Consider the following 12,337-nt stretch of genomic DNA (forward strand, 5'->3'; position numbering starts at 1 on the left):
AACAGGGGGCGTGCATGGTCGCGACAACGGGGTATTCAGAGAATCTGCAGCGCTGGATGGATTATTTTCATGGGGCTCATGATGCCGGGGCGCTGGACGCCATCCTGCACGATGACGTCGTGTTCCAGAGCCCGATCGTCCACACGCCCCAGCGCGGCAAGCCGATCACCATGATGTATCTCGGCGCCGCCGGTGAGACGCTTGGCAATGACAGCTTTCGCTATGTCCGCATCTTCGACTGCGGCGACAAGGCGGTGCTGGAATTCGAGACCGAAATGGACGGCGTGCAGGTCAACGGGATCGACATGATCGAGTGGGATGAGGCGGGACTTATCATCGACTTCAAGGTCATGGTGCGCCCATTGAAGGCGATTGAGACGGTTCATGCGTCGATGAAGGCCATGCTGGAAGCCATGAAAGCCAAACGCGCATGAGCGGACGGCCTGTGCCTGTCATCCTGACCGAGCGGCTGAAACTGCGCGCGCATGAGGTATCAGATTTCGACGCGCTGGCGGCCCATTGGAGCCACCCGGAGACGATCCGCTTCATTGGCGGGACCGCCCGCTCGCCGCATGATGTCTGGAACCGGAATGTCCTGCGCAATCGGGGCCTGTGGGAAGTGCTGGGCTATGGCTACTGGCTGGTCGAGGAGCGCAGGGGCGGCGGTTTCGTAGGTGAAGTTGGGTTCGCAGACTTTCACCGCGACACCGAGCCAAGCTTCTGGGGCGTGCCGGAATGTGGCTGGGTCATTGCACCAGACCGGTTCGGGAAGGGCTATGCGAGCGAGGCCGTCAAAGCCATCCATGACTGGCTGGATAATGAGACGGCGCACGACAAATGTTGCTGCATTATCGACGTTGAAAACGCCCCTTCGATCCGGATTGCGGAGAAAGTCGGCTATGCCCAGAAGGGGACAGTGCGCTTCAATGAGGAGGATGTGATGTATTTTGAGCGTGCCAAGGGCGGGCGGAGCGCCTAGGAATCGCCCGAAAGCAGCACTAGGTTCATCATTATGCCAACGACCTATCTCGATTTTGAAAAGCCGATCGCAGAGCTCGAGACAAAGATTGCCGAGCTGGAAGCGGTGTCCCAGCAGGGTGAAGGCCCGTCGATTTCCGATGAGTTGAAGAAGCTCAAGGACAAGGCCGCCAAGCAGCTGAAGGATACGTATTCCTCGCTGACGCCGTGGCGCAAGACGCAGGTTGCCCGCCACCCGGAGCGCCCGCATTTCAGCGACTATATTGAGCAGCTTTTCGAAGACTTTCAGGAACTAGCCGGCGACCGCGTGTTCGGCAATGACGAGGCGGTCATTGGCGGCCTGGCGACATTCCGCGGCCAGAGCGTCGTTGTGATGGGCCACGAAAAGGGCCGCAACACCGAGAGCCGTCTTCGCCACAATTTCGGTATGGCGCACCCTGAAGGCTACCGTAAGGCGGTGCGCCTGATGGATCTGGCTGACAAGTTCAAGCTGCCGGTCCTGTCCTTCGTCGATACGGCAGGTGCGTTTCCTGGCAAAGCAGGCGAAGAGCGCGGACAGGCCGAGGCGATTGCACGCTCGACCGAGCGCTGCCTGACGCTGACCGTGCCCATGGTGTCGCTCATTATCGGTGAGGGCGGGTCTGGCGGCGCGATTGCCATCGCAGCGGCAAATCGCGTCCTCATGATGGAGCACTCCATCTATTCGGTGATCTCGCCAGAGGGCTGCGCCTCGATCCTTTACCGCGACTCTGCGAAGGCGCGCGATGCGGCCGAAGCGATGAAGATCACGTCTGAAGACCTTCTGAAGCTGAAGGTCGTCGATGATGTCGTTAAGGAGCCGATGGGCGGCGCCCACCGCGACCCGCAGCGTGCGGTCAGTCAGGCTGGCAAGGCCATCGAAAAGGCACTCAGCGAACTGGCAGGTCTGTCGCCCGTCGAGCTGAAGCGCCAGCGCCGCGAGCGGTTCTATGCGATTGGACGCGAAGGCCTGAACTAGGCTCAACGCCTCTGAAATCTGGATAAAGGCAGGCCACGTCCTCGCCCCTATGGGAGAAAAGTCCGGGACGGCCCGGCGCTTTTCTGATGGGGGGCATGCCATGGCGTGGATCATTCTTTTCGTGGCCGGACTGCTTGAAGTTGTCTGGGCCTATTTCATGAAACAGTCGGCCGGATTCACCCGGCTCTGGCCGAGCGTGATTACGCTAACGGCGATGACTGGCAGCTTTGCGCTTCTGTCATGGTCCATGCGCGTCCTGCCGCTCGGCACGGCCTATACGGTGTGGACGGGGATCGGCGCGGTCGGGGCGTTTTTGCTGGGCATCATGTTCCTGGGCGAAAGCGTAAACCCGATGCGTATCGCGGCAGCCGTCCTCATCCTGTCTGGACTTGTGCTGATGCGCTTCTCAGCCGCGAGCTAAAACGGGTAAGCGAACGCCGCGTTTAGCGGGGTGCTCGCTCTTCAGCGCCGCTCAGCAAGAGTGCGATGATGTCAGAACGCGTAAGAATGCCGAGGGCTTTTGCATCCTCCGTGATTACGACGCTTTGCACGCCATTGCTGGTGAAGCGGTTCAACAGCGAACCGACGGGCGCAGTGGCGAGCGCCGTCGAAACTTCGCGTTTCATGAATTGCCCGGCGGTAAGCGGTGCGGCCGTAGTATCGGGCGCTAGCGCATTTATGATTTCATCCTGCTGGACGGCCCCTAAGAGCGCGCCCTCGCTCGTCAGGACCGGCAGGCTTTTGAGTGAATGTGCACGGAAAAGGTCTATGATCTCTGTCAGTAGGGTTTCTGGGCGGCACGAAATAAGAGGCTGGCTCATCACATCGGCACAGGAAATGCCATCGAAACGATGCTGGGCGGCCTCTTCTTCTGCGGCGGCAAGCAGTCGGCCGAGATCGGCGACGCCAAGATTTGGCGACTGGTTGAAGCGCTTCAGAAGTTTGGTGAGCTCTTCATTTGTAAGGCCTAGACGCTGGCGTTCGGGGCTTGGGGGCTTGGGCTGACGGAATGGATAGACGCGGCCCGTCAGGCGATTGAATGCGATGCCTGCCGCGACCAGCGTAATGGTCATCAGCGCAACAGGGCTGAAAGCGAAAACAAAGCCGGTTTCGAGAACTCCGTCTCGCTCAATTGCCGCAAGTAGCGCGACGGCCCCGCCCGGCGGGTGCAGCGATCTCGTCAGGAGCATGAGGAGGATTGCGAAGCCTACGGCGAGGGCGGGGGCTAGCCAAGGCGGTGCGACGAGAAGAACGGCAATTGCGACCAGGCCTGAAACCGTATTGCCGACGATAGCGGACCAGGGTTGCGCAAGAGGCGAATTTGGAACTGCGAAGACGAGCACGGCTGACGCCCCGAGCGGGGCGATGAGATAGAGCGGCAGGCCCCACAACAAGGGAAGAAGAAGCCCGAGAAGCGTGCAGCAGCCAATTCCCACGGCGGCGCCCAGAGAGGCCCTCGCTGCTTCCTTTCGATCGGCTGTAGGCAGTGCCGGCAGTAGATGTTTCAGCCGGAGCCACTGCGATCGTTTATTCGCCATGCGCTGCGCTCCAAGAGGTCTTGAAGTCAGCGCGCCCTTTCTGGCGACGGACTTCCCTGAATGGTTTGTTGAAGAGGCCGGACAGTCGAAGACTTACCAGCGTGCGTCCACGCCAATGGTGAGGCCTTCACGCCTGAAATCGAACGCACCTTCGCCCATCCAATTCTTGCCGTCGGGAAACTGGACAGGGACACCGTCCAGCTGGTCGGGGTCAAAGAGGCGCATATTGACGCCGACCATGTCATTGACCTGATGCTGGTTCCTGAACTCGTCTGTGCGGACCCAGTGCGTGGTTGCCCCGCAGGCCGTGCAGGAGTGGACGTCCACGGCAGCGAGTGCCTTGTCGCTGCGTGCATAGCCGATAGTCTCGCCTTTTGCGCTGACGGATTCTGGTTTGAAGTAACCCCAGGCAGCGCCGGTCTTGCGGCAAAGGCTGCAATTACAATCGAAAATAAAGTCCGGCTTGGCGGCGATGGTGATGTGAACTGCACCGCAGAGGCAGTTGGCTGTCATGATTTTCTATCCTGGCTGAAGGGCGCTGAGACCACGAGACTAGTCTTCTTCGCACATGTCGCAGCTTTCTACTGCCGGGTCATGTTGTAATCGTTCGAGGTCGATACGATCACCGCAATAGAGACAATGCCCGAATTGCCCGCGCTCAAGACGCTTCAACGCAGCTTCGACGCGCTGAAGTTCCTCGTCTCGGTCGATGCTGGTTGCGCCGATTATATGGGTCTCGCCCATATCGGTGTCAGCGCTGTGAGGCGTTGTTGCACGTCCCAATCCCTGACCCATACGAGGCTTCATGGGTTGAGCCTGCGCGCTGTTTTAAGTCTTGGCAAGGGCTAGCCAGGAAAGCACGGTTTGGTTTATCGATAGTCGAGAAGTTTTAGCCTTCCCGGAGGGATTATGGGGCCTGCGCCACTCGAACTGGACGCCGTGACGAAACGCTTTGGCAGTTTCACGGCGGTCCGCGATCTGACCATGAGTGTGCCCAAGGGCAGCATTGTCGGCTTTCTTGGTCCAAACGGGGCGGGCAAGTCGACCAGCCTGCGCATGGCGCTCGGCGTACTGAGCCCCGATGAGGGGAAGGTGAATCTGTTTGGCGCGTCGCCGAACATTGAAAGCCTGCGCCATGTCGGCTTCCTTCCAGAGGAGCGCGGCCTCTACAAAAAGATGACGGCGCGGGCGACCATTTCCTATTTCGCCCGATTGAAAGGCATGAGTGCGGGCGAGAGTCGCAAGCGTGCTGACGAGTTGCTGGAGCGTATGGGCCTTGGCGAGTTTGCGCGTGCGCGCGTGTCCAAGCTGTCAAAGGGCATGTCGCAGAAGGTCCAGATCCTGTCGTCGCTGGCCCATCAGCCTGACTTCCTTATCCTGGATGAGCCGTTTTCGGGCCTCGACCCGGTCAACCAGCAAGGGCTGGAAGACATGATTATCGAGGAGCACAAACGCGGCGCGACGATCCTGTTCTCTACGCATGTGATGGAGCATGCCGAGCGCCTCTGCGACTCCATTGTGATGATGGCACGCGGACGAAAGGTGTTCGATGGCACACTGGATGAGGCGTTTGGGGCGCTTGGCCGCGCCGTGCTGATCGGCGTGTCTGCCGGGTTCGACCTTGATGCGGCGCTGAAGCCAAAGGGTTTTGAGATTAATGAACGCAGCGGTGATGTCTGGCGTGTGAGGCTGCCGGCCGGTGTTGACGCACAGGACGCCCTTCGCGCGGCCATTGATGCGGGCGCACCGATTACGAGTTTCAGGCCGGAAGAAGCGCGGCTGCGCGATGTCTTTGTGTCGCTGGTGTCCGAAGCTGAAGCTGAAGACCTTCGCCAGTCGCTAGCCGCCGATACTGCGAGGAAAGTCGCATGATCCGTTCCATCTATCTCGTCGCCCGGCGCGACTATCTTGGTTATGTGCAGGCCTGGGGCTTCTGGCTCGGTCTTCTGCTGACGCCGCTATTGCTGGCTGTTGCAATCATGGCCCCCACCTGGGCTGAGAATTCGCAACCGACGCGCTATTATGCCGTCATCGAGAGCGGGGATACGTTCTCTACCGTTCTCGATGCCGAACTGAACGAAAACCGTGTCGAGATGGCGAGACTGTCGCTCGATCCAGCCAGCGTGATGGGGGGCGCGGAACCCAATGAGGCGCTGGTTACCTTCGATGAGACGCTCCAAAGCGGCGCATCTATTGAAGAGGCGCTGGACCGGGCGGGGGCACCCGCTTTCGAGTTGCCGCAAGCAGGGTTCGTGCAGGTCCCGGCGCCCGCCACCACGCAGGACGCGATTACGCCCTACCTGTTGGGCGACCAACTGGTCGATACACCCGAAGGGCCGCTGCCGCTCTTTGCCGCGATCTTCGTGCCTGATGGCGATGGCGAGATTGAATACTGGAGCGAGAACGTCACAGCTGACACGCTTCTGCGGCGGGCAAAAGCTGCGGAACGGACGCTGGCAGAGCGCCGCATCTTCGAGAGTGCGGGCGTTGACCCGGCGCTTCTGAGCCGGGCAAGTCAGGAAACGCGACCCGTAACCGAACGAAGGGCCCGCCCGGCTTCTTCGGAAGGCGGCTCGCAAGTGACCATGGCGGACCGTGCGCCTTTCTATGCGTCGGTGCTTATGGCCTTCATGCTGTGGTTCCTGATCTTCTCTGTTGTGAACTATCTTCTGATGGGCACGATCGAGGAGCGGTCGAACAAGATTTTCGACAGCCTGCTGACTTCGGTAAAGCTGCCTCACATGCTGGCGGGCAAGCTGCTCGCCGTTCTGGCAGTGGCATTGACGCTGATGGGGGTCTGGGCCCTTGGTACAACGATCCTAGCAACGGCGCTCGGGGACATGATCGACCCGGGTATTCGCGGGCCAATCTTCACGGTGCTTGGCTCTGTTGGGGATTTCCAGCTTCTGCTGCCGGCACTGCTCAGCTTCGTGCTCGGCTATCTGATGTATGGCGCCATCTTCCTCGCGCTCGGCTCGCTCTGCGACACGATCCAGGAAGCCCAGACGCTGATGACGCCGCTGATCGTGATGCTGATGGTGCCGATGTTCATGATAACGGTTGCGATCTCGGACCCTGAATCACCGTTGATTGCTGTGATGAGCTGGGTGCCGGTCTTTACGCCCTTCCTGCTCATCCTGCGCATTCCGACCGTGCTGCCGCTGTGGGAGATAGCTGGCCTGCTCGTTCTGATGATTGCCGCCTCGCTTCTGGTGCTGTGGCTGGCCTCGCGTGTCTATCGCGCGGGGGCGGTACATGGCGCGGGTGTCGGCGATGTCGGCAAATGGTTCGGCAAGCTGGTGCCGGGGAAGAAGTCGAAGGCTTAAGGCTCCTTGCCGCTTCATTCTTCGACAGGCTCAGAATGAGGTTCCGTTTGATGCTTCTTTTCAGATGACCTCACCCCGAGCCTGTCGAAGGGCGAGGTCCTTCGCGCTGCGTTCTGGCGGCCGCGCAGTTGTCAGACATGAAAAAGCCCCTCCGGCCAGGGCCGAAGGGGCTGATTTCACACCAGATGGCGGTCTGGTTCTAGGCCAGACCCTCGCGCTGGGCGCGCTTACGAGCAAGTTTGCGAGCGCGGCGCACAGCTTCTGCTTTCTGGCGGGCCTTCTTTTCGGAAGGCTTTTCGAAATGCGTGCGGGATTTCATTTCCCGGAAAAGGCCCTCACGCTGCATCTTCTTCTTCAGTGCGCGAAGGGCTTGTTCGACATTGTTGTCGCGGACGACGATCTGTACGATGTTCAAATCTCCATTTGTTTTCCCAGCCGGTAGAGCCAACTGAGACATAGTCTGGCGTGATCAGATACTTGTGAAGGCGCGCCTATAACACCAATTTTTGAGCTTGCCTACTCCCGGAGCCAGCAATGACAGCACAACGCCCGTCGATACGACTACAGGATAAATGGCTGGATGCGCTGCTGCCGCATGTCGCTGACATGGGCTGGACGGATCAAGCCGCTGAAGTGTCAATGCGCGAGGCGGGAATAGGTTCCGACGAAGCTGCACTTGCGGCACCGAATGGGATCAGCGATCTGATCGAGCGCTTCTTCGGCCGGGCCGAAGAGGGCATGCTGGCGGCGCTGGACGAACAAGACACTTCCGCGCTGCGGACACATGAGAAAGTGGCAGCGGGTATAAAGGCCTGGCTCGGCGCGCTGGAGCCGCACCGCGAGGCCGTGAAGCGGGCCTCTGCGCGCGGCTTTCTGCCCTGGAACACGTCAGATGCAGCCCAGCGGACGTGGAAGACCGCTGATGCAATCTGGACGGCGGCGGGCGATACGGCGACGGACTATAACCGCGAGACCAAGCGCGGCCTCCTGTCAGCGGTGCTGCCGCCAATCGTGCTTTACTGGCAGAATGAACCCGACGAGGCGGACCTCGACGCGTTTATCGCGAAGCGGCTGGAGAATGCGATGACCTTTGGCAAGTGGGGTTCAAAGATCGCAAAGCCGGGTCTTGAGCTGCTGGACAGGTTGCGCGGGCGGGGAGACGACGGGTAAGACGGCCCGAAACGTCCCAATCAGACCAATGGATCGAAGGCATGTTCGACCTTTTCCTCGCGCCCGAAATCGCAGGCGGCGCCGCCCCCGCAATTGTCAGCTCCGAAGCTGAAGAACTGCCGCGTGCTGTTCACCGCATGATATCGGCGGCGATGAATACGCAGGACCCGGTTCAGCTGGATGCGGTGACGCGTTCTGCGAAGATAGCTTATCCTCAACATGCCGAGGAGATTGATGCGATTGTGGAGGACCTGAAGCTGCCGGTTGAGCCGCTGCGGATCCAGCCGGTCGTGGTACCGGCCCCGCAGCCGGCAAGGTTCGAGCGGGTAGATTTCTGGGAAGATCGTAACGGTGAAATCTCACTGAGCGCAGCGGAGACCAAGGGTAATTCCGATACGCTGTTCCTCGGGCTGCAGGGAAAGCTCAACCTGAAGCGCCGCTCGCAGATCCACCGGCTGGAAACCTATGCGAACATGGCTGAGGCCAATGGGATCGACAGCCAGAACAATTGGGGCGCATCCTACCAGCTTGATACGCTCTGGACCGATGCGTATTTCGGCTACGTGCGCGGATCGTTCGCGCGTGATGACTTTGCCGGGTTCAAGACAGATGCATTTGCGGGCGTCGGGGCGGGCGCGTACCTGATACAGGGCGCGGCCATGACGCTGCGCAGTGAGTTCGGTCCGGGCTATCGATTCCTTGATATCGCCAAGAAGGATGGCACGGCCGGGTCCATTGGTGTTTATGGCGCGGCTGAGTTTGACTGGCTCATTGATGAAGACTGGACGCTGGAGCTTGATACGAAGGTCAACTTCTCGGGGCCGACCTCTACGGTACACCCAACGCTGCGCATGAATACGGATGTCTCAGACCATGTACAGGCGGGGCTTTCCTATGATGTGCGCTATGAGTCCAATCCACCCCTGAAAAGCGAAAGCCTCGACAGGATCCTGCGGTTCAATGTGAAGTACAAATACTAGGCCGCGGCAGCGCCTGTCTTCTGAATGGCGTCGCGCTGGCATGTCTCTGGCGGGTCGCTGGCGGCCCGGTGGCGTGGCCTGGCGGGACCTGATTTGGCTTTATTGCGGTTCAGCTTAATCACATGGAACCGTAGGGGAGAACATAATGCAGTTCAGAGCCGATGCCGAGAAAATAAAGCGCTGGCGCGAGGAGCGTCACTGGTCGCAGGAGCACCTGGCTGAACTTGCCGGGATTGGTCTTCGGACTGTCCAGCGCATCGAGAAAGGCGAGCAGGCCTCTGGTGAGTCGATCAAGGCGCTTGCGGCTGCTTTCAACGTTGATGCCATGACACTGACGGTGGATGCGAAGTCCGAAGCTGCGGAGGCGGCGGTGCGAACCCACGCAGAAGGACTGGCAGCGCTCAAGCTTTCCTTCTGGATCCACCTGGGAAGCTGGGGACTTGGCATGCTGATCTTCCTTGCCATCGGGGTCACCCAGCAAAACCTGTTTGTCATGGTCGTCCCGGCGATGTGGTGGACTGTCGGTCTGGCGGGACATGCCCTCGCCGTCCTGATCGTGGCGCTTGCCGGCCACTATGAGAGACAGCGGGGTCGGGTTTAGGGAAAGCCGTTCCGAACCGGCGCGAGGGGCTGCTAAACGCGCCCCGTCCGTCTGACAATATGGCCCATCTTGCGGCCGGGCTTGGGGTCTCGTTTGCCGTAGAGGGTCAGCACGGTGCCGTCCGGATAGGATTCAGGAGGGGCGAGGGCTTCTTCGCCGAGCAGGTTTTCCATTTCCGCATCGAAGTGACGGGTCACGGGGGCGAGGGGCCAGTCAGCAACGGCGCGAATGTGCTGTTCGAACTGGCCGATGGCGCAGGCTTCCGGGGTCCAGTGACCGGAATTGTGGACGCGCGGTGCCATTTCATTGGCGAGCAGGGTGCCGTCTTCCAGAACGAAAAGCTCCAGCGCGAGGACGCCGATGTGGCCCGTTTCTGTCGCAAGTGTTTCGGCCAGTTTACGGGCGCGGGCTACGACGTCATTCGGCAGGCCGCAAGGCACGGTCGACCGCTTTAGAATTCCATTCCCATGATCGTTCTTGCTGGGCTCGAATGCCGTCATCGACCCATCAGAGGCGCGCGCAATAACGACGGAGATTTCTCGCTCGAACGGGACAAGCGCTTCAAGAATGGCAGGCGCTTGCCCGATCTCTTTATAGGCTGCTTCAAGATCGTCGCCGGGTTTCGCGCGAACCTGACCTTTGCCGTCATAGCCATCGCGGCGTGTCTTCAGAAGGCCCTCCCCGCCGAGCGTTTCAAGTGCAGTTTCCAGCTGTTCGACACTATCGACCGGTTCAAAGGCGCCCGTTTCGATACCGATGGCGTTGAGGAACTGTTTTTCGGCCAGTCGATCTTGAGAGACTTCAAGCGATTTGACGCCGGGCCGAACAATCACGCCTTTGGAAACGAGGTTTGCGACCGAAGCGACAGGGATGTTCTCGAACTCGTAAGTGATGACATCGCAATTCTCGGCGAAGTCGCTGAGCGCAGTTTCATCGTCATACTCGGCGTCCCAGTGGCCGGCAGCGACGCGTGCGGCGGGCGGGCTGTCGCCCGGGCAGAAAATATTTACGTCAAAGCCAAGCTGGGCGGCGGCGCCCGCCAGCATGCGGCCGAGCTGGCCGCCGCCAAGGATGCCGATCACTGATCCAGCTGGAAGCGGGCTCATTCCTCTGGCGCCTCGCCGACACTGTCGGTCTGTGCCTTGCGATAGGCGTCGAGCCTGGCAGCAACGTCGCTATCATTCAGTGCAATGATGGACGCCGCGAGAAGAGCGGCATTGACGGCGCCCGCTTCGCCAATCGCCAGCGTACCCACAGGAACGCCTTTTGGCATCTGGACAATGGAGAGAAGGCTATCCATGCCTTTCAAGGCGCGTGATTTGACCGGGACACCCAGCACGGGAAGTGGCGTCATTGCAGCGGTCATGCCGGGCAGATGAGCCGCGCCGCCTGCGCCCGCAATGATGACCTGCAAGCCGCGGCCCCTGGCAGACTTTGCATATTCAGAAAGCCGGTCAGGCGTGCGGTGCGCAGAGACGATACGGGCCTCGTGGGCGACGCCCAATTGCTCGAGCGTTTGGCAGGCAAGCTTCATGACAGGCCAGTCTGACTGGCTGCCCATGATTACGCCGACGATCGCTTGGGATGCACTCATTGTCTGGCGCCCCTCTTTCAGGAAGCGGCAGAACATAGAGGTCGGCCCTCATGCGTCAAGACGTGCTGTTCTGCTGGCCGCAAGGCGCGTTACATCCTATAATTGGCGGATGGACAGATCAGGTGAGCAACTTGCCCAAGGCGGCAAGATCAGACGTGCGGCAACGCCAGCGGAAAAAATGCTGGAAGCGCTGGACCTGCCTTTGACTTCCGGCGACCTAAAAGTGGACGCAGGGCTGCGCGCGCTGGCTGAAGAGGTCTTGTACCTCCGGGGGCAGGAGGCGCGCCTCCACCGTGCCCTGTCATTCTCCGAGGCGCTTGCTGATCGCGACGCGCTCTGTCCGGTCTTCAATCGCCGCGCCTTCGTGCGTGAGATATCCCGGGAAATGGCGCTGTCACGCCGACACGGAAGCTCGCTTTGTCTTCTCTATATCGATCTTGACCGCTTCAAGCTGGTCAATGACCGCTTCGGCCATGCGACGGGCGACAAGGCGCTGAAGTCGGTCTGCAATCTCATAAACTCCAACATCCGCGAAACAGATATCGTCGGCAGGCTCGGCGGCGATGAGTTTGGCGTGATCCTGTCTCATGCGCTGCGTAGCGACGGAGAGGCAAAAACCGCTGAGCTTACCAAGCTGATCAGCGATATGGTCATCACTGCCCCGGACGGGAGAACAGGGGAGCCGGTGTCGCTTGGGGCGTCCTGCGGGATCGTCCAGTGGGATGGCCGGATGAGTGCTGACGCCCTTATCGCAGCAGCAGATGAGGCGATGTACCGCTCAAAAACCGAGCGCCGCCAGACGCCAAAATGAAATCCTCTTCATGCCGACGATTTTTCGTCGAATCCACGTGACCGCCCTTTTCTGATGTGATTTACTGTGACCTCAAAAGCACAGTTTTCTCATCAGCAAGAAAGGAGCATGATACATGTCACTACAAGGACGTATCTCCGAACTCTCTAGCCGCCATCAGCGTCTTGATGAGGAGATTGAGCAGGAGCAGAAGAGACCCGCCGCGGATGAAGCCCGGCTTCACGATCTCAAACGCCGGAAGCTCAAGATCAAGGAAGAGCTTCACCACCTTAAACCGAACTAATCTGGCAGTCTGGCGTTACCTGATCCGGTGGGGCGCTTCCTGCTGGATCAGGAGCCCAG

General features: G+C 60.0%; 17 protein-coding genes. 11 read left to right on the forward strand and 6 right to left on the reverse strand.

The annotated features are described in order from the left end of the window. Positions 1–14 precede the first annotated feature (14 nt). From D1224_RS08815 to D1224_RS08830, 4 genes are all read left to right on the forward strand, one after another. Positions 15–434 (forward strand): nuclear transport factor 2 family protein, encoded by a 420-nt coding sequence (locus D1224_RS08815; RefSeq protein WP_233350463.1) that lies wholly within the window; start codon positions 15–17, stop codon positions 432–434. Beyond that, positions 431–979, forward strand: a complete 549-nt coding sequence (locus tag D1224_RS08820) for a GNAT family N-acetyltransferase (protein ID WP_119379517.1) — start codon at positions 431–433, stop codon at positions 977–979. Before D1224_RS08815 ends, D1224_RS08820 begins: the two co-directional genes overlap by 4 nt. Before the next feature lie 33 nt (positions 980–1,012). Next, a complete protein-coding gene (locus D1224_RS08825; RefSeq protein WP_182482219.1) occupies positions 1,013–1,975 on the forward strand; it encodes an acetyl-CoA carboxylase carboxyltransferase subunit alpha in 963 nt (320 codons plus the stop codon). Between the two features lie 100 nt (positions 1,976–2,075). After that, on the forward strand, positions 2,076–2,396 hold the full coding sequence (locus D1224_RS08830; protein ID WP_119379947.1) for a DMT family transporter: 321 nt from the start codon (positions 2,076–2,078) through the stop codon (positions 2,394–2,396). Positions 2,397–2,418: 22 nt separating this feature from the next. Here D1224_RS08830 and D1224_RS08835 read toward each other — a convergent pair whose 3' ends face one another. The 3 genes from D1224_RS08835 to D1224_RS08845 all read right to left on the reverse strand — a co-directional run bounded on the left by D1224_RS08835 (position 2,419) and on the right by D1224_RS08845 (position 4,320). Continuing rightward, complete coding sequence (locus D1224_RS08835) at positions 2,419–3,513, reverse strand: HPP family protein (protein ID WP_119379519.1); 1,095 nt, start codon at positions 3,511–3,513, stop codon at positions 2,419–2,421. Between the two features lie 93 nt (positions 3,514–3,606). Then, positions 3,607–4,026: a GFA family protein gene (locus D1224_RS08840; RefSeq protein WP_233350464.1), complete on the reverse strand. Its 420-nt coding sequence runs from the start codon at positions 4,024–4,026 to the stop codon at positions 3,607–3,609. Between the two features lie 39 nt (positions 4,027–4,065). After that, entirely contained in the window at positions 4,066–4,320 is a 255-nt protein-coding gene (locus tag D1224_RS08845) for a hypothetical protein (protein ID WP_147372356.1), read from the reverse strand. 102 nt (positions 4,321–4,422) lie between these two features. On the opposite strand from D1224_RS08845, the gene D1224_RS08850 reads away from it, so the two are divergent. Together D1224_RS08850 and D1224_RS08855 are read left to right on the forward strand one after the other, a co-directional pair. Beyond that, complete coding sequence (locus D1224_RS08850) at positions 4,423–5,385, forward strand: ABC transporter ATP-binding protein (RefSeq protein WP_119379522.1); 963 nt, start codon at positions 4,423–4,425, stop codon at positions 5,383–5,385. Further along, on the forward strand, positions 5,382–6,839 hold the full coding sequence (locus D1224_RS08855; RefSeq protein ID WP_119379523.1) for an ABC transporter permease: 1,458 nt from the start codon (positions 5,382–5,384) through the stop codon (positions 6,837–6,839). The genes D1224_RS08850 and D1224_RS08855 overlap by 4 nt, the downstream gene beginning before the upstream one ends. Before the next feature lie 199 nt (positions 6,840–7,038). Here the strand turns inward: D1224_RS08855 and rpsU are convergent, their stop codons facing one another. Beyond that, the gene (gene rpsU, locus D1224_RS08860) at positions 7,039–7,296 is read right to left on the reverse strand and encodes a 30S ribosomal protein S21 (RefSeq protein WP_051076837.1); all 258 of its coding nucleotides are present in this window, start codon (positions 7,294–7,296) and stop codon (positions 7,039–7,041) included. A gap of 77 nt (positions 7,297–7,373) precedes the next feature. Here rpsU and D1224_RS08865 point away from each other — a divergent pair, with 77 nt between their 5' ends. From D1224_RS08865 to D1224_RS08875, 3 genes are all read left to right on the forward strand, one after another. Next, positions 7,374–8,009 carry a COQ9 family protein gene (locus D1224_RS08865; RefSeq protein WP_119379524.1) on the forward strand — a complete coding sequence of 212 codons (636 nt, stop codon included), beginning with the start codon at positions 7,374–7,376 and terminating at the stop codon, positions 8,007–8,009. A 41-nt stretch (positions 8,010–8,050) separates the two neighbouring features. Continuing rightward, positions 8,051–8,989: a DUF481 domain-containing protein gene (locus tag D1224_RS08870; RefSeq protein ID WP_119379525.1), complete on the forward strand. Its 939-nt coding sequence runs from the start codon at positions 8,051–8,053 to the stop codon at positions 8,987–8,989. Between the two features lie 145 nt (positions 8,990–9,134). Next, on the forward strand, positions 9,135–9,590 hold the full coding sequence (locus tag D1224_RS08875; protein ID WP_119379526.1) for a helix-turn-helix domain-containing protein: 456 nt from the start codon (positions 9,135–9,137) through the stop codon (positions 9,588–9,590). 32 nt (positions 9,591–9,622) lie between these two features. Here the strand turns inward: D1224_RS08875 and D1224_RS08880 are convergent, their stop codons facing one another. After that, the gene (locus D1224_RS08880) at positions 9,623–10,696 is read right to left on the reverse strand and encodes a 5-(carboxyamino)imidazole ribonucleotide synthase (protein WP_119379527.1); all 1,074 of its coding nucleotides are present in this window, start codon (positions 10,694–10,696) and stop codon (positions 9,623–9,625) included. After that, positions 10,693–11,184: a 5-(carboxyamino)imidazole ribonucleotide mutase gene (gene purE, locus D1224_RS08885; protein WP_119379948.1), complete on the reverse strand. Its 492-nt coding sequence runs from the start codon at positions 11,182–11,184 to the stop codon at positions 10,693–10,695. The genes D1224_RS08880 and purE overlap by 4 nt, the downstream gene beginning before the upstream one ends. Positions 11,185–11,293: 109 nt before the next feature. Between purE and D1224_RS08890 the strand changes: the two genes are divergently transcribed. Next, positions 11,294–11,995, forward strand: a complete 702-nt coding sequence (locus tag D1224_RS08890; protein ID WP_182482220.1) for a GGDEF domain-containing protein — start codon at positions 11,294–11,296, stop codon at positions 11,993–11,995. 115 nt (positions 11,996–12,110) lie between these two features. Further along, positions 12,111–12,278: a YdcH family protein gene (locus tag D1224_RS08895; RefSeq protein ID WP_119379528.1), complete on the forward strand. Its 168-nt coding sequence runs from the start codon at positions 12,111–12,113 to the stop codon at positions 12,276–12,278. Positions 12,279–12,337 lie beyond the last annotated feature (59 nt).

The organism is Henriciella barbarensis (genome assembly GCF_003576345.1).
GTDB lineage: Bacteria > Pseudomonadota > Alphaproteobacteria > Caulobacterales > Hyphomonadaceae > Henriciella > Henriciella barbarensis.